This is a genomic window from Catenulispora acidiphila DSM 44928, assembly GCF_000024025.1.
In the GTDB taxonomy this organism is placed as follows: Bacteria; Actinomycetota; Actinomycetes; order Streptomycetales; family Catenulisporaceae; genus Catenulispora; species Catenulispora acidiphila.
Map to the genome: position 1 here is coordinate 8826278 of NC_013131.1, position 18417 is coordinate 8844694.

15 protein-coding genes are annotated in these 18417 nt (G+C 71.0%); 7 read left to right on the forward strand and 8 right to left on the reverse strand.

Going from position 1 to position 18417, the window contains the following annotated elements:
- Positions 1 to 154: 154 nt before the first annotated feature.
- The 3 genes from CACI_RS37600 to CACI_RS37610 all read right to left on the reverse strand — a co-directional run bounded on the left by CACI_RS37600 (position 155) and on the right by CACI_RS37610 (position 6386).
- Complete coding sequence (locus tag CACI_RS37600; protein WP_015796156.1) at positions 155 to 1903, reverse strand: DUF5719 family protein; 1749 nt, start codon at positions 1901 to 1903, stop codon at positions 155 to 157.
- Positions 1900 to 5799, reverse strand: coding sequence for a glycosyltransferase family 2 protein (locus CACI_RS37605; RefSeq protein ID WP_015796157.1), 3900 nt, complete (start codon positions 5797 to 5799; stop codon positions 1900 to 1902). The genes CACI_RS37600 and CACI_RS37605 overlap by 4 nt, the downstream gene beginning before the upstream one ends.
- Positions 5800 to 6128: 329 nt before the next feature.
- Positions 6129 to 6386 carry a WhiB family transcriptional regulator gene (locus CACI_RS37610; RefSeq protein WP_041543371.1) on the reverse strand — a complete coding sequence of 86 codons (258 nt, stop codon included), beginning with the start codon at positions 6384 to 6386 and terminating at the stop codon, positions 6129 to 6131.
- Positions 6387 to 6862: 476 nt separating this feature from the next.
- Here CACI_RS37610 and CACI_RS37615 point away from each other — a divergent pair, with 476 nt between their 5' ends.
- The 3 genes from CACI_RS37615 (at position 6863) to CACI_RS37625 (ending at position 9429) form a co-directional block, all read left to right on the forward strand.
- Positions 6863 to 7084: a hypothetical protein gene (locus CACI_RS37615; RefSeq protein WP_015796159.1), complete on the forward strand. Its 222-nt coding sequence runs from the start codon at positions 6863 to 6865 to the stop codon at positions 7082 to 7084.
- Between the two features lie 71 nt (positions 7085 to 7155).
- On the forward strand, positions 7156 to 8148 hold the full coding sequence (gene cofD / locus CACI_RS37620; protein WP_015796160.1) for a 2-phospho-L-lactate transferase: 993 nt from the start codon (positions 7156 to 7158) through the stop codon (positions 8146 to 8148).
- 3 nt (positions 8149 to 8151) lie between these two features.
- Positions 8152 to 9429, forward strand: coding sequence for a coenzyme F420-0:L-glutamate ligase (locus CACI_RS37625; RefSeq protein ID WP_015796161.1), 1278 nt, complete (start codon positions 8152 to 8154; stop codon positions 9427 to 9429).
- Between the two features lie 3 nt (positions 9430 to 9432).
- Here CACI_RS37625 and CACI_RS37630 read toward each other — a convergent pair whose 3' ends face one another.
- On the reverse strand, positions 9433 to 9867 hold the full coding sequence (locus tag CACI_RS37630) for a nuclear transport factor 2 family protein (RefSeq protein ID WP_015796162.1): 435 nt from the start codon (positions 9865 to 9867) through the stop codon (positions 9433 to 9435).
- Between the two features lie 110 nt (positions 9868 to 9977).
- Between CACI_RS37630 and CACI_RS37635 the strand changes: the two genes are divergently transcribed.
- Positions 9978 to 10451, forward strand: coding sequence for a MarR family winged helix-turn-helix transcriptional regulator (locus CACI_RS37635; protein ID WP_015796163.1), 474 nt, complete (start codon positions 9978 to 9980; stop codon positions 10449 to 10451).
- Here CACI_RS37635 and CACI_RS37640 read toward each other — a convergent pair.
- Together CACI_RS37640 and CACI_RS37645 are read right to left on the reverse strand one after the other, a co-directional pair.
- On the reverse strand, positions 10429 to 11142 hold the full coding sequence (locus CACI_RS37640; RefSeq protein ID WP_143765551.1) for a DNA-3-methyladenine glycosylase family protein: 714 nt from the start codon (positions 11140 to 11142) through the stop codon (positions 10429 to 10431). The genes CACI_RS37635 and CACI_RS37640 overlap by 23 nt on opposite strands.
- 351 nt (positions 11143 to 11493) lie before the next feature.
- Positions 11494 to 12588, reverse strand: coding sequence for a mannose-1-phosphate guanylyltransferase (locus tag CACI_RS37645; protein ID WP_015796165.1), 1095 nt, complete (start codon positions 12586 to 12588; stop codon positions 11494 to 11496).
- A gap of 152 nt (positions 12589 to 12740) precedes the next feature.
- On the opposite strand from CACI_RS37645, the gene CACI_RS37650 reads away from it, so the two are divergent.
- The 3 genes from CACI_RS37650 (at position 12741) to CACI_RS37660 (ending at position 16902) form a co-directional block, all read left to right on the forward strand.
- On the forward strand, positions 12741 to 13562 hold the full coding sequence (locus tag CACI_RS37650) for a TIGR03089 family protein (RefSeq protein WP_083796201.1): 822 nt from the start codon (positions 12741 to 12743) through the stop codon (positions 13560 to 13562).
- 83 nt (positions 13563 to 13645) lie between these two features.
- Positions 13646 to 15577 carry an LCP family protein gene (locus CACI_RS37655; protein WP_015796167.1) on the forward strand — a complete coding sequence of 644 codons (1932 nt, stop codon included), beginning with the start codon at positions 13646 to 13648 and terminating at the stop codon, positions 15575 to 15577.
- 185 nt (positions 15578 to 15762) lie between these two features.
- Entirely contained in the window at positions 15763 to 16902 is a 1140-nt protein-coding gene (locus tag CACI_RS37660) for an LCP family protein (protein WP_015796168.1), read from the forward strand.
- 290 nt (positions 16903 to 17192) lie between these two features.
- Here CACI_RS37660 and CACI_RS37665 read toward each other — a convergent pair whose 3' ends face one another.
- Both CACI_RS37665 and CACI_RS37670 read right to left on the reverse strand, forming a co-directional pair.
- The gene (locus tag CACI_RS37665; RefSeq protein WP_015796169.1) at positions 17193 to 17720 is read right to left on the reverse strand and encodes a pyridoxamine 5'-phosphate oxidase family protein; all 528 of its coding nucleotides are present in this window, start codon (positions 17718 to 17720) and stop codon (positions 17193 to 17195) included.
- 69 nt (positions 17721 to 17789) lie between these two features.
- Positions 17790 to 18392: an HAD family hydrolase gene (locus CACI_RS37670; RefSeq protein ID WP_015796170.1), complete on the reverse strand. Its 603-nt coding sequence runs from the start codon at positions 18390 to 18392 to the stop codon at positions 17790 to 17792.
- Positions 18393 to 18417: the final 25 nt, after the last annotated feature.

Below are 18417 nucleotides of genomic sequence, written 5' to 3' on the forward strand. Positions count from 1 at the left end.
CTATATATAAGGTGTAGCGCCTTATATGCGTCACCTCAGACAACGCATACAGACTCAAAAGCTGCCGGCCGAGCATGATGCTCGGCCGGCAGCAGTTCAGTTGACCAGTTGATCAGTAGATACAGCTCAGTAGATACAGCTCAGCCGGTACAGCTCAGCGGGTGACCGCGCCCGTCAGGTCCTGCGCGACCGGCGGCACCGCCGCCGACACCCGCGCGTCCTGGAGCATCTCCGCGGTGAGCTGGATGCCGCCCTTGGCCGGCAGGTCCGTCAGGACCCGGTCGCCGTAGACGGGATCGGAGCCGGGCTGCGGCTGGACGATCGTGGTGAACCAGCCTGTCGCCTTCAGGACGTACGCGACCGTGGTGTTGGCCGGGATCGAGACCGGGTCGGTGGCCGGCTTGTTGTCGGCGCCGATCGTGGTGACCTGGACCGTCGAACCCTTGCTCCCGACGGAGGTCAGGATCAGCGTGCTCTTGGCCGCGCCGCCCGCGGCGCTGACGTTGCTGTCGCCGACGATCGCCTGGCTGCTGACCGGCGGAGTCGGCGCCAGGTAGGCGGAGTCCTGGGTGTTGCTCTTCTGGTCGGCCTCGACCAGTCGGACGCCGCTGACGAAGGAGCCGCCGCTGCCGACGATCTGCAGGGCCGCGGACTCGGTGAGGTCGCGGTCGTCGGGGAGCATGTTCAGTATGACCGTCTTGTTCGGGTCGATGGACAGCGGGCTGGCGCGCTTGGTGTAGCCGTTGGCCGGGTCCTGCGTCTGCCCGGACAGCTCGAACCTGCCGCTCTTGCCGTACCAGTAGACGTGGTCGATGCTGACCGGCACGTCGCTGGTGGCGGTGATGACGAGGTCGAACTTCTTCAGCGTGGTCCCCACCGCGGGGATGCCGGCGATGGTCTGCGTCGTCTGGGCGGCCACCGCCGGGCTCTGCGCCGGGATGAAGTCCAGACCGCGGCCGTTCTTGACGTCGCTGCTCTGCGGCCGGTCCTGGTCCAGGACCTGCGCGGCGACCCGGCCCTCGGTGGTGGTGACGTGGACGCTGGCCACGGCGCTGTTCTGCGCGGCGGCGCCGAGCTCGGTACTGAGCAGGATCTGCGTCGAGGCCTTGGGCAGGAGCGGGATGTCGTGGCCGACCGTGCCGGTGTCGATCTTGCCGTCCTGGCCGTAGAACGTGAGGTTGACCGTGGCCGGCGCGTTGTCGGTGTTCGCCAGGTACAGGTAGGAGTCGCGGTCCTGGCTGCCGACGGAGACCCCGGCGAACCAGAAGTCGGTACTCGGGGCGGTGCAGGGGGTGCCGGCCATGCCGCGGTTCAGCCCGCTGTCGCTGCGGAGCACTTCGTCGGAGGTGAAGCCGGGGGCGTTGGAGCCGGTCGCCTGGAAGACCAGGGGTACCGGCTGCGGCAGGCCGGCGGCATCGGTGGTGCTGGTGAACTGGGTGATGCCCTGCAGGGTCGAGCGCGTGCCGGCCGCCCCGAACTTCAGTCCGGCGAACGGCTTGCCGTCGACGTACTGGATGGCCGCGTTGTCCGTGCCGGTCGCGGCGTTGCCGGACGGGGTGAACGCGGTCAGGGTCGTCGTGGTGTCGGTCCCGGCGCCGATCTCGCCCTGGCAGACCCCGGTGGCGCTGCCGATCGGCAAAGTGCGCGAGGTCTGCTGGGTGATGGCGGCCTTGTCCTGGTCCCGCGTGGAGAACCCGTAGCCGAGCCCGGCCAGCAGGACCGCCGCGACCACGCCGAGGGCGCCGAAGGTGGAGATCGGGGAGGTCCGGGTCTTGGCCAGCGCGCGTCCTCTAGGGGCGGCGCTACCGGGGCGCGGTCCAGTGGGTTGCGCTCCAGTGGGGCGCCCGGGGCGCTGCGGGGGGTCGCCGGCGCCGGGGCGCGCGGGACGGGTCGGCCGGCTCATCGGTGGCCTCCCTGCCGGTAGTCGTCGGACTCGAAGTCGGGGCGCTCGAACTCACCGGTGCCGGGGCGCAGGTAGCCGCCGTACGCTTCGGGGTTCTCGTACTCGCCGCTGTACTCGACGCCGCCGTATTCGTGGGCGCCGTACTCGGGCGTGCCGTACTCCGGGGCGCCGTACTCCGGGGCGTATCCGGGCGGCTGCTGTCCATACGGATCCGGCTGTTGCTGCCCATAGGGATCCGGCTGCTGCTGCGCATATGGGTCGGGCTGCTGTGCGTAGCCCTCCTGTTGGTACTGCTGCGCGTACGGATCCTGCTGCGCATAGGGGTCGGGCTGCGCGTATTGCTGCTGTTGCGCGTACTGCTGTTCCTGCGAGTACTGCTCCTGCTGCGCGTACTGCTGTTCTTGCGGGTACTGCTCCTGCTGCCCGTACTGCTCTGGCTGCTGGTACTGCTCGGGCTGCTGATACTGCTGCTCGTACTCGTCCTGATAACCGGCGTACTCAGCACCCGCATAAGCCGGATACTCGGGCTGCTCCTCCTGCGGAACAGCCTCCGGCTCCGGTTCCGGTTCCGGCTCGGGTTCCGGTTCGCGGTTGTACTGGCCGGGCAGGCTCGGCGGAACGTAGTCGTCCGGCTCCGCGCCCGGACCGCAGTCCTCGGCCCGCCCGCCGGTCGGCAGCGCCATGATCAGCGCGAACAGGAAGATCAGGCCCTCGGCCAGCAGCCAGGCGGTGCGCGAGACGTCCGAGTAGGACACCGTCACGGTCCCGCCGGCGGCCGGCAGCTGGAAGCCCTGCGCCCAGCCGTCGACCGTGACGCGCGGCAGCGTGGTCCCGTTCAGCTTCGCCGACCAGTTGCTGTCCGCGTCCTCGGCGAGCACCAGCTGGCGGCCGTCCTGGCCGGCGGCGACGGTCGCCTTCATCGTGAGGTTGCTCGCGCTGACCTGCTGCAACGCCTTGGGGTCGGTGGTTCCGGGACCGGTCAGCGACAGCCGGGTCGCCGGGTTGGAGATCTTCCAGAGGTTGACGCCCTGGATCTGCGACTGCCGGTCCAGACCGGGGGTCCCGTCGAGGATGTGGACGTAGTTCGGGGTCAGAGTCTTCATGCCGACCACGTAGCGGACACCCAGGGACGCCAGACCTTGCAGCTCGCTGCCGCCGGAGTCCGAGAGCAGCCCGCCGACCAGGGTGTTGATCCGGGCCGCGTCGGCGGCCGGGACCTGGTAGTCGGCGTCGCCGAGGCTGGCGCCCTCGTTCCGGACGATGCCGTAGCCGATCACGGTCTGCGCGCCGGAGCCCAGGATCAGCGCGCGCGGCTGGTCGGGCATCTGGGACTGCACCGAGACCACGGCCGGGCGGAAGTCCGCCGTCGCGCGCTGGACCGGGCCGTCGACGCCGTGCGTGACCCACCAGCCCGCCGCCGCCAGCGGGGTGGCCACCGCGGCCGCCGCCACCACCAGCGCGGCCGGCTGGCGCCAGCTCAGCTGCGAGGCCTGGAAGTAGTCGCGCGCGCCCTCGGCGCCGATCACCGCGGCCACGATCAGGCCGAAGCCGATCGCCGCGGTCGGCACGCCGCTCCAGGGCTGCTGCGGCAGACCGCCGGCCAGGCCGGTCGGGTGCACCTGCAGCGCGATCAGGCCGGCGGCGAAGCCGGCCAGCGCCAGCGTCCAGCCGGCGAAGCTCAGGCGGCGGCGCGGGCCGCTGCGCAGCAGGCCGGCCAGCCCGGCGAGGAACAGGCCGCCGGTGAACCAGTACGTGTACGTACCCGGGCCGCCGGGGTTGGCCAGCAGCAGGTGCGTGGGGTCCGGCTGCGTGCCGGGGACCGGCGGCAGGCCGGGCTCCAGCAGGAACGCCGCCGGGTGCTTCACCAGCTGCAGCGACCACGGCATGAGCACCGCGATCGGCGTCACCAGCAGGATCGCCAAGCGGATGAGCACGGTCGCGAAGTCCGCGGTCGAGCGCCAGAACACGGTCAGCGTGGCGCCGGCGGCGAGCACCGCGGCCAGCACCCAGACGATCGGGGCGAACGCCATGGCGATCGCGATCGCGAAGGCGGCGGGCCACGCGGCACGCACAGAGCCCTTACGCCCCGGTCCCCCTATGGAGAGCAGCACTCCGGAAGCCGCCAGGGGCAGAAGCATGATGCCGACCGCAGAGCCCAGCCGGCCGCCGGAGATCGCGCCGGTCGCCGCGGGCAGCAGCGCGTAGGCGGCCGATCCCCAGACGCGCAGCGCGCTGGAGGAGACGGTGCGCTTAAGCACTGCGTAGGCGGTGAGTCCGGACAGCGGTACGGAACCGAGCAGCAGAACCGTCACCGCGAGGCTGGCATGGCCAAACAGCAGAGTGCCGACCAGAGCCACGACCGCCAGGTACGGCGGCGCCGGAGAGGTGGAGCCGGTGGCGACGCCGTGCCAGGAGGCGAAGAAGTCGTGCCACAGGTCGGAGGCGCCATTGGGCGCGGGCAACAGCGCGCCGCCCATGAGCCGCCCGCCGGTGAGCAGGTTCCGCGCGGACACCATCATCACGACGGTCAGCGCGATCCACACCAAGTTGCCGGGCATCCGGACCGCGCGGATCAGCCACGGCGTCCCGGAGTCGAAGGACTCGGCCTCCTCGGAGACCGGACCGCTCTCGATGGAGCCCTGGGTCGCCTCGTCGTCGCGCTGGTTCCGGGAGCGGAAGCCCTCGAACGCGTCCTCGAAGGTGTGCCGGAAGACCTGCATCCGCGAGGGGAACAGCGAGGAGAGATCGACAGGGCGCTGCGACCGGGTCCGGGCCCGGGCGCGCCGGGCGCGCACAATGCGGTCCAGACGGCCGGCATAAGCCAGCGCCGCCAGCACCTCGTCCGCGGCCTTCAGCGGCGCCTTGTTGAGCACCAGGCCGATCGCGCGCAGCAGCGACCAGAAGAACAGCCGCAGGAATGTCAGTATCGGGAAGCGTCCGGCGTGGTTGACGGTGACCGTGTACAGCGCGTGCTGCCGGTCCTCGAAGTGCGGCCGCGAGACGCCGGCGCTGATCCGCCGCTCGCCGCGGGCCGCCGCCTCGGCGTGCCAGAGCACGGCCTTGGGGGCGGTGAGCACGTCGTAGCCGGAGTTGTGCACGCGCCAGCAGAAGTCCAGGTCGTCCCGAAACATCGGGATGGCGCGGTCGAAACCGCGCAGCCGGTCCCAGACCTCGCGCCGGATGAGCATGCCGGCGCTGGACACCGAGAGCACCCGGGTCGGCTCGGCGTGCTGGCCCTGGTCGTGCTCGCCGTCCTCCAGACCGGTCCAGCGGCGGCCGTCGGCGGTCACCGTGACGCCGATCTCGAGCAGTTGCTCCCGGTCCTGCCAGCCGCGGATCTTGGGCCCTATGACCCCGGCCTCGGGGTGGTGCTCCCCCACCTCCAGCAGCCGCAGCAGGGCGTCCGGGGCGGGCTCGGAGTCGTCGTGCAGCAGCCACAGCCACTCCACCACCGGGGCGTCGCCGCGGCCGTAGAGGTCGAAGTCGACGACCGGGGCGGCCTTGAGCGCGTGGTTCACGGCGGTGCCGTAGCCGGTGTTGCGCTTGGTCTGCAGCACCGACTCCGGACCGAGGTGCTCGTCCAGGATGGCCAGCGAGTCGTCCTTGGACCCGGTGTCCACGGCCAGGACCCGCTGGGGCGCGCGCAACTGGCCGAGCAGGGCCTTGAGGGAGTCGTCCAGCCAGCGCGCGCCGTCGTGGGAGACGAGGACCGCGGTGACCACGTGGTTCGGGAAGGCGTTGACGGCCGCCTCGGCGGCGGCCCGGCGCCGGGCGTCGACGTCGGCGACGGCGAACTGCCCGGTCCCGCCGGGCTGGGCGGCGTAGGCACCGGCGGGGTACTGGCCGGTGGCGGCCAGGCCGCCGGTCCGATATCCGGATTCTGGGTACTGGGTCATGCTGCGCTGGCACCGGCTCCGGTCTCGGGAATCCCCGCTCGGGGGCGGACTGAGGGTCCACCATACGCGAGGGTTCGAGGATGCTGACCGGCTATGCCGTTATGCCCGAATTGCGTTCCGGGGCAAGGAGAAAGGGGCGCGGGGCCCTTACTGAAGAGTCCTCTACAAGTCCTCTTCGGCGGGCTCCGCGGCCGTCGGATACCGGACATACCGGTACCCGGCATCACGCTGACGTGACGCCGCGCGTGATGCCGCTTGTCATACCGCTTGTCACTCCGCTTGCCACTCTGATTGCCATACCGCTGCCCTACCGCTCACCGATCCGCCGGTCACACCGCGGCGCGCTTGAGCCGCCTGCGCTCCCGCTCGGACAGACCGCCCCAGATCCCGAAGCGCTCGTCGTTGGACAGCGCGTAGGACAGGCACTCGGCCTTGACCTCGCAGTTGAGGCAGATCTTCTTCGCCTCCCGGGTCGATCCGCCCTTCTCCGGGAAGAAGGACTCGGGGTCGGTCTGCGCGCACAACGCGCGCGCCTGCCATCCGCGGTCCTCGTCGACCCCGTTGTGGAGCGGGTAGATGCGGTACACCTCGGCGTGACAAGCCTCTTCCGCGCCCTCTGTGTTCTCCGCGGCCTCGGCCACCGCAACGCCTCCTGGCCCTACCTTGTCCGCACGGAAGAAGATCACTCCCCGTGCGGAGATCATCACGACACGTTTGAAATTACACGCGCGTCATTACCGGGCCGTCAAGCCGGGATCTGGTAGCGACCATGCGATTCACCTGTTGGAGCTAATACGCGCCCCCACCATGTGGACGCTGCTTGACAGCGGTACCGGTCGCCGGATGGGGTGGGGGCATCATGAACGCACGTAGTGTGACCGCCACCAGCCGCCGGGGTCTGACCCCCGCAGCGGCGCTGGTCACGCGTGCGCGCACCGCTATGGACACGATCGAGTCCTGTCGCGGTCTGTGTTGTCGCTGTCTCTGTCACAGCTGACCGAACCCACAGACCCGACCGTTCCCGGCCCGTCGCAGGCCGGGCTTCATAGCGGAGTTTTCCCTGATGCCGGACCAGGCTTCCCCGACGGCGCCCGCCGCCCTCACGCTCCCGCACGACGCGCTCGCCCCCGACCTCGTGGCGCTGTTCCTCGGCGCGACCCCGCACCCGGACATCGTCATACCGGAACCCACGGTGACGATCGCCGACCTGGCCGCCGCCGCGCGCGCCGGAGGGCCGGCGCCGGCCGGGCTGCGCTGGGACGCGGCGCGGCAGCGCTTCGCGTGAGCGGCGCAGGTCCCGGGCCGTGGGGCACGCTTGCGGCGTCCCCCGTCCGGCGGCCCTGAAATACTGCCTGCATGCACATCACAGCCCTTGCCGGAGGCGTCGGCGGAGCCCGATTCCTCCGCGGCCTGCTCGCCGCCGCGCCCGACGCCGACGTCACCGTGATCGGGAACGTCGGCGACGACATGACCATGCACGGCCTGCGGATCTGTCCGGACCTGGACACGGTCATGTACACCCTCGGCGGCGGGATCCACGAGGGACAGGGCTGGGGACGGGTCGATGAGACGTTCGGGGTGGCCGAGGAGCTGAAGGCGTACGGCGTCGGCCCGGACTGGTTCACGCTCGGCGACAAGGACATCGCCACGCACCTGGTCCGCACGCAGATGCTCGGCGCCGGCTACCCGCTGTCCGCGGTGACCGAGGCGCTGTGCACGCGCTGGGAGCTGCCGGTGCGGCTGCTGCCTTCCACCGACGAGCGGGTCGAGACGCACGTCGTGGTCGACGACCCCGAGGCGCCGGGCGGGCGCCGCGCGGTGCACTTCCAGGAGTACTGGGTCCGGATGCACGCCCCCGACGCGCGCGCCATCGTGTCCGTCGGCGTGGAGGACGCCAAGCCCGCTCCGGGCGTGCTGGAGGCGATCGCCGAGGCGGACGTCATCGTGCTGCCGCCGTCGAACCCGGTGGTCTCGGTCGGCACCATCCTGAACATCCCCGGCATCCGCCAGGCGGTGGCCGGCGCGACGGCGCCGGTGGTGGGCCTGTCGCCGATCGTCGGCGGCGGTCCGGTGCGCGGCATGGCGGACAAGGTGCTGGCCGCGGTCGGCGTGGACGTGACGGCGGCGGCCGTCGCCAAGCACTACGGCCCGGAGCTGCTGGACGGCTGGCTCGTCGACGCGGACGCCGACGCCTCGGCGGTCGCGGAGGTCGAGGCCGCGGGCATCGCCTGCCGCGCGGTCCCGCTGATGATGTCCTCCGCCGAGGCGACCCGGGCGATGGCGCGAGCCGCGCTGGACCTCGCCGCGGAGATCGCCGCCTCCCACGGCTCCGCCCGACCGGCGTCCTGACTGATGGCCGACACCTCCTACACGGTGCACGCGGTCGCCGGGATCCCCGAGGTCGGGCCCGGCGACGACGTGGCGGCGCTGATCGGCGCCGCGGTGACGGCCTCCGGGCTGGGCCTGCGCGACGGCGACATCCTCTGTGTCACCTCCAAGATCCTGTCCAAGGCCGAGGGCCGCGTGGTCCGGGCCGGCGACCGCGAGGCCGCGATCGACGCCGAGATGGTCCGGCTGGTCGCGCGCCGCGGGCCGACCCGGATCGTGCAGACGCGGCACGGCTTCGTGATGGCCGCGGCCGGCGTGGACGCCTCCAACACCCCGGCGGGCACCGTGCTGCTGCTGCCCGAGGACCCCGACGGCTCCGCCCGGGATATCGCCGACGCGCTGCGCGACCGGTTCGGGGTCGCGGTGGGGGTCGTGGTGACCGACACCTTCGGGCGGCCGTGGCGGGAGGGGCAGACGGACGTCGCCATCGGCTGCGCCTACGTCAACGCGCTGATGGACCACCGCGGCACGATAGACGCCTTCGGCAACGAGCTGCTGGTCACCGCGGCGGCCACGGCCGACGAGCTGGCCGGCGCCGGCGAAGTGGTGAAGGGCAAGGCCGACGGCGTGCCGGTCGCGGTGATCCGCGGGCTGGGCGATCTGGTGACCGCGGAACCGGGACTCGGGGTGCGGCCGCTGATCCGCTCCGCGGAGAGCGACATGTTCTCGCTGGGGACGACGGAAGCGATGCGCGAAGGGGTGCTGCGGCGGCGGACGACGCAATGGTTCGCTTCGGACCCGGTGCCCGGGGAGACGGTGCGGCGCGCGGTTGTGGCCGCCTTGACGGCTCCCACTCCGTTCAGCTCTACCTCTTCGGCATCTTCGGCATCTTCGACATCTTCGGCATCCGAAGGCGACGGCACGGCTCCGTGGCGGTTCGTCCTGCTGGAGTCCGAGATGGGGCGCAAAACCTTCACCAGTGCGCTGGCCGACTCCGTACTTGAGCGCGCGCCTTATCTGGTTGTCCCCTGCTATCTGGCTACAGCGGCTACAGCGGGTGCCGGTACGGGTACGGAGTTCGTCGTGGCGTCGCTCGGCGCGGCCGTGGAGAACTTCTTGGTGACCCTCGCCGCCGACGGCATCGGATCGCTGTGGACGGACACAGACTCCGACTCTGTCCGGGAGCTCTTAGCGCTTCCCGACAGATGGGAACCGCTCGGAGTCATCGCTATAGGAAAACCCGCGGAGACAACCCCCTCGGTGCCTCCGCGGGATCCTGAGGACTTCATCACCGTCCGTTGAGCTTCACAGCGCCGGAGCCGGCTCCCCCACGCGGAACACCGGCCGGACCGTCAGTTCACTGATCCGCCAGCCGTCGGCGGTCCGCACCAGCTTGTTGCGGTACTGCCCCACGAGGACGCGCACCGGCTCCGGGCTGTCGGCGTGCCCGAACGCGCCGGTCACGTAGGCGCGCGCGCTGGCGGCGTCGCCGTCGACGTCCACCAGCATGCTGGTGACCTGGTGCGCCAGGCGCTCGTAGCTCTCGTGGTTGCGGCGCGCCTGGTCGATCAGCGCCTGGCGGCCTTCCCGCGTGCCGGCCGGCGTGGTCCCCACCACGTCCTCGGTGAAGACGTCCTTCAGTCCGTCGAAGTCGTGGTCGTCCAGGCAGCGGCCCAGATTCACGAGCAGGTCGGTGATCTCGGCGCGGTCCGCCAGAGTCTGCGTGTCGTAGCCGCTCATCGCGTCTCCCCATCCACCATTCGTTGGCTCAGCCAACGTTCCGTTGGCAGGGCCAATGTTGGCCCTGCCAACGGCTTCTGTCAACCGGCGGCGCGAAGTAGGCTGCGGCCATGGACCCGCTCGGCGCCCCCACTCGTCTTCACGGCAGTGTGATCTGGCTGCTCGGCCAGACCTCCAACCAGGGCCACCGGCTGATCGGCGAGCGGATGCACGCCACCGGCGTGCCGAGCCGGTCCTACTACCCGCTGCTGGCCGCGCTCGCCGAGAGCGGCGCGACCAGCCAGGCGGACCTCGGACGGCGCATCGGCCTGGACCGCAGCGATGTCACCGCCGCGGTCACCGACCTGGAAGGGCGCGGCTACCTGGACCGCGCGCCGGATCCGGCGGACCGGCGGCGAAACCTGGTGCGCATCACCGAGGAGGGCGAAAGGTTCCTCGGCACACTGGACGGGCACCTGGACAGCGCGCAGGACGAACTGCTGGATCCGCTGTCACCGCAGGAGCGGGAGTCGCTGCAGGGCATGCTGGCACGTCTGGTGCTGCACCACACCGGACTGCGTATCAGCGGTACAGAAGAGCGCTGACGCGATAGCGATGTCCGCGGTAGGGCTCCAGGAGTTCCAGCATGCGCTCGTCATCCCACGACATAGCGGGATCCCCTAGAGCGCCGCACACAATGCGCGGCAGATGCAGATCCCCTACAGAGACCGCATCGGCGTCTCCATGAGCGCGATGCATTACTTCGGCAGCCGTCCACACACCGATGCCCGGCACAGTGCGGATGCGGCGCGCCGCCTCATCGCGTTCCATGCCCACGGTCTCCTCCAAACGGACCGCGACCCGGGACGCCCCGAGGATGGCGCGGGAGCGCTTGCCGTCGACACCGGCGCGGTGCCACTCCCAGGACGGGATCAGAGCCCACTCCCGGGGCGAGGGCGAGACGCACAAGCGGAGGTCCACAGGAGCGCCCGGAGCGGGAATCCCATAGCGCCGCACGAGTAGTTGGTACGCGCGGTGCGCCTCCTGCACCGTGACGCGCTGCTCCAGCACCGCCGGCACGAGCGAGTCCCACACCCGGCTGCTGCGCATGACGCGGAAGCCGCGGTTGCGATGCAGGGACTGGACGAGCTGCGGATTGCCTTGCGCCGCCACGAGTTCGGCGAACTCCGCGCGCGTCTCCTCGGTATCACTGAGGCCGAGCAGATCGGGCAGCGTCTTGAGAAGCCACGAGGCGCCGGGACCCCAAGCCTCGGCGTCCACAGTCTCGGTAGTCACCCGGCTCAGACGCAGGGTTCCCGGCTCCCCGGAAGGAGCGCGGCAGCCAAGCCACAGCGAGTTGTCGGGAGCACGACGGAACGTGGGATCACCGAGCCCGCGACGCAAAGCACTCACCGTCATCGTGAGGTCATAGCCGGGATCGACGACAACGGTCGCACAAGCCTCGGCTTCCGCGACCAGCTCCGCCGGCGCCTGCCGCGCACCCGGCACAACGGGACGCCGAGGCGGAACCGTGCGACGCCGTTCAAAGGCGGCGCCGCCACTCCGTCCCTTGCGGGCAGCCCAAACCGCCCGAATGTCACTGTCCTCGTTGTCCGTCATCGCGCAGAGCAGTCTGCCATCAAGCTTCTACTCGTCGCTGGAGAACCGCACCGCCTTGTCCGGCAGCACCGCCCCGCACCAGACGCGAGCACCGGCGCGCAGTTCGTTGTCGGCGCCGAGGACCGCGCCGTCGCCGATCACCACGCCGTCCAGGACGGTGCGGGCACCGATGCGGGCGCCGGCGCCGATGATCGAGGAGGTCACCTTCGCGCCGGCGCCGATGACCGCGCCGGACTGCAGGACCGAGGAGCTGACGTGCGCGCCGGACTCGATCACCGCGCCGGAGCCGACGGTGGTGCCGGCGTCGGCCACGGCGTCCTCGGCGATGCGGGCGCCGGCCAGGACCAGGGACTCGGCGCTGCCGCGCTCGGCCGGGGACGGGACGGCCGAGGAGGTCACGACGCCCATCACCAGGTCGGCCGAGCCCTTCGCGAACGCCGCCGGCGTGCCCAGGTCCAGCCAGTAGGACTGCTCGACCACGCCGAGGACCTTGGCGCCGGAGGCGAGCAGGCCCGGGAAGGTCTCGCGCTCCACCGAGACGCGGCGGCCGGCCGGGATCTCGTCGATGCGGGAGCGCTGGAAGACGTAGCAGCCGGCGTTGATCTGGTCGGTGACGATGTCCTCGGGGCGCTGCGGCTTCTCCAGGAAGGCCGTCACCCAGCCCTCGGCGTCGGTGGGGACCAGGCCGAAGGGGCGCGGGTCGGTCACCCGGGACAGGTGCAGGGTGACGTCGGCGCCGTGCTCGCGGTGGGCGGTCACCAGACCGGCGATGTCCACGCCGGACAAAATGTCGCCGTTGAACACCAGGACCGGCTCGTCCGGGGCGCTGGTGAGCTTGCCGGCGACGTTGCGGATGGCGCCGGCGGTGTCCAGCGGCACCTCCTCGGTCACGTAGACCAGCTCCAGGCCCAGGTCGGAGCCGTCGCCGAAGTACTGCTCGAAGACCTCGGCCTTGTAGGCGGTGGCGAACACCACGCGGTGCACCCCGGCGTCCTTGGCACGGACCAGCTGGTGGGTCAGGAACGGGACGCCGGCGACCGGGAGCATCGGCTTGGGGGTGTTCACCGTCAGCGGGCGCAGGCGTGTGCCCTTGCCCCCCACCAAAAGGATCGCCTCGGTCACGCTTGTTCCCCTCACCAGTTCGTTCAACGCGGCGTACGGACGCGCACCGCGTATGGACCGCGCACACCCGGCACGCCGTGCGGGCCAGCATAAACGGTCACCGACCGACGTGCTTGCGCAACAGCAGCCTGTTTCCCCCGTATCCTCTCGGCGTGACCGCAGCGAACAGTAGTTTCCCGGACGTGTGGCGGGCCGCACTCGCCCTCGGACCGTCCCGGCCGTTCCTGACGTACTACGACGACCAGACCGGGGAACGGGTGGAGCTGTCCTACGCCACGTTCGACAACTGGGTCGCCAAGACCGCCAACCTGATCCAGGACGAGCTGGCGCTGGCGCCCGGGGACGAGGTCGCGATCCTGCTGCCCACGCACTGGCAGACCCCGATCTGGCTGCTGGCCTGCTGGACCGCCGGCGTCGTCGCCAGCGTCGGGGAGGACCCGGCGGCGGCCGAGCGCGCCGCGGCCGTGGTCGCCGGTCCCGACCGGCTCCAGGAAGCGCTGGCGTGCAAGGGCGAGCGGATCGCGCTGGCGCTGCGGCCGCTGGGCGCGCCTTTCCCGAGCGTTCCTCAAGGTTTCACCGACTACGCGACCCTCGCGCCGGCGCAGCCGGACGTGTTCGCTCCGTACTCGCCGGTCACCGCGGACACTCCGGCGCTGATCGCCGACGGGACCGGCTGGACCCACGGCGAACTGGTCACCGACGCCGCCGAGGCGGCACAGCGCTGGCGGCTGAGCGCCGGCAGCCGCGTGCTGACCGGCTGCGCCTACGATTCACGGCCGGAGATCCGCGCGGCGTTGACGTCGGAACTCGCCGTCGGCGCTTCCTTGGTACTGTGCCGGAATGTCGACCCGGCCCGGCTGCCGGGCCGCATGGCCTCGGAGAAGGTGAACGCGCGCGTCGCGTCCCTGGCCGGAGGCGGTGGCGGTGAGGGCGGAACCGCCGAGGGCACTCTCGGCGTACTTCCCGTCGAGTAACGTCGTCGCGCGGTGTACAGGAATCCGCGATGTGGCGACCCGGGCCCGCGCCATCGCGGAACCGGGTCTTGTGAGGAGATCGTGTGGCAGGCGAGCGGAACGAGCCACTCCCGTGGGAACGGGCAGGCCGGCAGCCCGGCGGCGGTGACGGCAGGAACGCCGGGCGGCAGAGCCCGCAGCCCTCTGGCGGTTACGGCGAGTCGTACGACGGTTACGAGGACGGATACGCCGATCCCCCGGCGCGCGCGCCCCGGCGGGCGGCCCGCGGGCCGGTCCCGCCCGCCCGCGCCGAGCAGGGCCACAGCGACGACACCCCCGGGCCGCCGCGCGGCCGCGGCGCGTACCGCTACGACCCGGACAGCGCCACCGAGGGCGAGATGGACTCCGGCGGGCGCTCAGGGCGCGGCGGGCGCACCGGGCGCGGTGCGGCGATACCCGCGGCCGGCGGCGCCAGGAAGCTGGCTCCCAGGGGTGTCATCACGATCTCGGCGGCCTCGCTGGCCATCACCGTGATAGGTGCCGGCGCCTTCACCTACGAGCACTTCAACGGCAGCATCAACACCTTCAACGACTCCGGTCTGGCCACCAACCGCCCGGCCGAGGCCAAGGCGAACGCGGCCGGCCAGCGCCCGGAGAACATCCTGCTCGTCGGGTCGGACAGCCGCGACAACGGCAACAACGCCTTCGGCGGCGGCAAGACCGGCGACGGCGCGCGCTCGGACACCTCGATCCTGCTGCACGTCTACGCCGACCACCAACACGCCGTGGGCATCTCCATCCCGCGCGACATGATGGTCAAGATCCCGACGTGCCAGCTCGACCCGAACAACTCCGCCAAGGGGCACACCTCGCCGCAGACGAACCAGTTCAACGCGGCGTTCGCGGTCGGCAACACCGCGCAGGGCAACGTGGCGTGCGAGATCAACACCATAGAGTCGATCTCGGGGATCCGGATCGACCACACCGTGGTGGTCGGCTTCTCGGCGTTCGCCAAGCTGACCGACGACATCGGCGGCGTGCAGGTGTGCGTGCCCAAGGACGTCAGCGACGTCGGCGGGGACAACATCACGCTGAAGAAGGGCATCCAGACGGTCAAGGGCCAGACCGCCCTGGACTACGTCCGCGAGCGCGAAGGCCTCGGCGACGGCTCCGACATCGGCCGCACCCGGCGCCAGCAGGCGTTCCTGGGCTCGATGATCAAGAAGGTGGAGAGCGACGGGGTCCTGAACAACCCCACGGTGCTCAGCTCGATCTTCAACGACGCGCTGAAGGACGCCCAGTTCGACCCGGGCCTGGGCAGCCTGACCGCGCTGTCGGGCTTCGCGGAGTCGATGAAGGGCATCAACCCGGCGAACATCCAGTTCCTGACCCTGCCGGGCCACTACCGGACCCAGGACGGCCGGGTGGACATGGACCCGGTCGCCGCCGGCGTGATCTGGACCCACCTCAAGAGCGACACCCTGCTGGACGGCTCGGGCAGCTCCGGCGCCTCCGGCGCGCCGTCCACGCCCGCCGCCCCGACGACCACGGCGGCGACCTCCTCGGCGCCGCCGGCGCCGTCCATCTCCCCCTCGACCATCTCGGTCCTGGTGAAGAACGGCACGACGGTCACCGGCCTGGCCGCCGACGTGACCACCTCGCTGCAGGCCCAGGGCTACAACGCCGAGACCAGCCACGTCACGCCGCCGCACACGGCGGTCACGACGATCGTCTACGGCACCTCCAAGCAGAAGGCCGCCGCCGAGCAGCTGGCGACGCTGTACCCGGGCGCCAAGGTCGCGGCCGGCACCTACAGCACGCAGATCGTGGTGACCCTCGGCGACGACTACGCCGCGGCGCACCCGAAGGGCGGCGGCGCCGGCACCACCAGCGGCGCCCCGGCGAGCGGCTCGACCGGCGCCAGCAGCTCGGGCACGAGCGGGACGCTGCCGACCGACATCGCGAACAACTCCCGGACGGCCGACCAGGACATCTGCTCGGGCATCACCGCCGGGTACGGCGCCGGGACCGGCTGAGCGCGCGTTTCTCAGCGCGTTTCCGAGCGCGTTTCCGAGCGCGTTTCTCTGTGCCGGGGCGGCAAGCCACATGCCGCCCCGGCACAGTCATATCGCACAGATGTCGCACCGATGCCGCACTGATGTCGCACTGTGCGGACATCTGGGACGAGATATATACAAAGATGACATAGTCTCGTCGCATCATGGACGACCAGACCCAGCGCCCCCGGCGCCGCACCGGTCCAGACAGCGGCTCCATGTCCCGCCGCAGGGTCGTCATCATCTGCGCGGCCTCGCTGGCCGTACTGGCCGTCGCCGGCACGACCGGCCTGTGGACCATGTACACCCGTTTGAACGACAACATCCGCACGGTCGACATCCACGCCGACGACGCGCCGGGACCGGCGGACACCATGAAGCCGCAGCCGGGGAGCCCGTCCTCCAGCGCCCGCGCCTCGATGAACGTCCTGCTCATCGGCTCGGACGACCGGGACGGGGCGAACGCGCAGTACGGCGACGCCAACTCCGGTGCCCGCTCGGACACCACGATGCTGCTGCACGTGGCCGCCGACCGGAAGAGCGCGACGGTCGCCTCGATCCCGCGCGACTCGATGGTGCAGACGCCGGCGTGCACGAAGTCCGACGGCACGCAGTCCCAGCCGCAGTTCGGGATGTTCAACGCGGCGTTCTCGATCGGCGGGGCGGCGTGCACGGTGAAGACCGTCGAGACCCTCAGCGGTCTGACAGTCGACCACGTCCTGGTCGTCGACTTCACCGGCTTCAAGAAGATCATCGACGCCATCGGCGGCGTCCCGGTCCACCTGGACCAGGCGATCGACGACCCCGACTCGCACCTGAACCTGCCGGCCGGGACCACCGTGGTGGACGGCGAGCAGGCGCTGGCCTTCGTCCGCGCCCGCCACAACCTCGGCAACGGCTCCGACATCGGCCGCATGAGCCGCCAGCAGGTGTTCCTGAACGACGCGCTGGACACCATCACCGCCAACGGCACCCTGGACGACCCGGCGAAGCTCTACAAGGTCCTGGACGCCGCCACCAAGGCCCTGACGACCGACCCGGCACTCGGCTCGCTGCCGGCACTGGCGGACTTCGCCTCGGACGTGAAGCAGGTCCCCCGGCAGCAGATCACGTACCTGACAGTGCCGTGGCAGTGGTACCAGCCGGACCCGAACCGGGTGCAGCTGGCGCCCCTGGCGCAGGAGCTGTTCACGGCGATGCTGCAGGACACGCCGGTGCCGGCGGAGGTGCTGGCGCTGGCGGCGAAGCAGGGGGAACAGGTGACGCCGGAAGACGGCTCGCCCAATGGCGCGCCTGGCTCTTAGCGGCGGCATCAGCACAGACGGCTTCATCGCCGCGCGCCTGACACGGCAGCAGGGACACCTTCATCCCTGCGCCAAACTGAGCGGCACCGTCGGCAGACGCAGCTTCGCCGCCGCGCCTGACACGGCAGCAGCACCGTCAGACAAGACAGCTTCACCGCCGCGCGCCTGACACGGCAGCGGCGCGGACAAGTACATCCACGCCCGACTCAGCTGTGGGAGCCCGAGCCCGCCGTCGGCAGCAGCTCCCGCCGTGGTCAGCAGCTCCCGCCGTCAGCGGCTCCGGCTCCGGTCTACCGGAACCACCACTTCGTCACCCCGCCGTCGCCGGTGCTCTTCAGCGCGACCACCGTCAGGAGCTCGATGCGGTACACCTGCCAGGGACCCGGGCCGGCGCTCGGGGCGCTGAAGGGTGCGGTGATCACGTCGCCCTCGGCCTGGCAGGGCCAGCCGACGGCGGCGTACATCTCGGCGACGGCCGCGACCACCGCGGGGTCCGTCGCGCGGCGGGCCTCGCCGTCGAAGGTCACGTCGAAGTCCTCGATCGGGGCGGCGACGGTGCAGCGCGGGTCGGCGAGCAGGTTCCGGGTCTTGCGGGTCTCCGGACCCGTGGTGAAGTGGATCGCGCCGTCCAGCCAGGTGTGGCCGAAGGCGGTGGTGTGCGGCGAGCCGTCGGGGTTCAGGGTGCTGAGGAACCAGGAGCGGCCCGGGCCCGCCACCGCGGCGGCCACCGCCGCCTCGACCTCGTCCCAGACCAGCTGGTCCAGGCCGTACTTGGGTAGGGCCAGGTTCTTCGCCCGCAGGGGCTTGAGTTCACTCATGCCTGTACTGACGATCCGGGGATGCCGAAGTCATCGGTCGGCACCGGAATTCCTCCGTGTGCCGCCGGATCAGGTCTTGAGCAGCAGTTCGTCGAGCTCGCGGATGACTTGCGCGGTGTCCTGGAAGAGGATCGCGGACATGCCGAGGGCGCGAGCCGCGGCGCAGTTCGCCTCGAGGTCGTCCACGAACACGGTCTCCTCGGCCGGGATGCCGAGCCGCTCCAGACAGAGCTCGTAGATGCCGGGGTCCGGCTTCTGCATCCCGACCTCGTGCGAGTACACGATCAGGTCGGTCAGCTCGCTGAACCGGTACGCCTCCTCCTCGCGCTCGCGCGCGCCGACGAAGCTGTTGCTGATGATCGCGGTGGCGTAGCCCTCGGCGCGGCGGGCGCGCCAGTAGTCGGCCATCTCGGCGTTGTACGTGCCGAGGTACTCGACCCAGACGTCTGCCATGTACGCCGCGAAGCGGTCCGCCGGCACCCCGAGGGCGGCGACGGACCGTTCGTGGACTTCCTCGAGCGTGATGTGGCCGAGCTCGCCGGCCTGGAAGACGGCCTCGACGCGGTTCGCCCAGCCGGCGCCGAACTCGGGCTCCCAGCGCGCCGCGGTGCCGAGGTCCGGGGTGTGCTCCAGGACCCCGCCGATGTCCAGGACTATCGCTCGGATCGGCATGGGTTCTCCTAGCTCGTCAGGCGAT

Coding starts and splice junctions, on each gene's coding strand:
- CACI_RS37625 (WP_015796161.1), top strand. CDS start 8,152: ATGGCCGACACCTCCTACACGGTGCACGCGGTCGCCGGGATCCCCGAG.
- cofD (WP_015796160.1), top strand. CDS start 7,156: ATGCACATCACAGCCCTTGCCGGAGGCGTCGGCGGAGCCCGATTCCTC.
- CACI_RS37615 (WP_015796159.1), top strand. CDS start 6,863: ATGCCGGACCAGGCTTCCCCGACGGCGCCCGCCGCCCTCACGCTCCCG.
- CACI_RS37630 (WP_015796162.1), bottom strand. CDS start 9,867: ATGAGCGGCTACGACACGCAGACTCTGGCGGACCGCGCCGAGATCACC.
- CACI_RS37605 (WP_015796157.1), bottom strand. CDS start 5,799: ATGACCCAGTACCCAGAATCCGGATATCGGACCGGCGGCCTGGCCGCC.
- CACI_RS37660 (WP_015796168.1), top strand. CDS start 15,763: ATGGACGACCAGACCCAGCGCCCCCGGCGCCGCACCGGTCCAGACAGC.
- CACI_RS37600 (WP_015796156.1), bottom strand. CDS start 1,903: ATGAGCCGGCCGACCCGTCCCGCGCGCCCCGGCGCCGGCGACCCCCCG.
- CACI_RS37670 (WP_015796170.1), bottom strand. CDS start 18,392: ATGCCGATCCGAGCGATAGTCCTGGACATCGGCGGGGTCCTGGAGCAC.
- CACI_RS37665 (WP_015796169.1), bottom strand. CDS start 17,720: ATGAGTGAACTCAAGCCCCTGCGGGCGAAGAACCTGGCCCTACCCAAG.
- CACI_RS37635 (WP_015796163.1), top strand. CDS start 9,978: ATGGACCCGCTCGGCGCCCCCACTCGTCTTCACGGCAGTGTGATCTGG.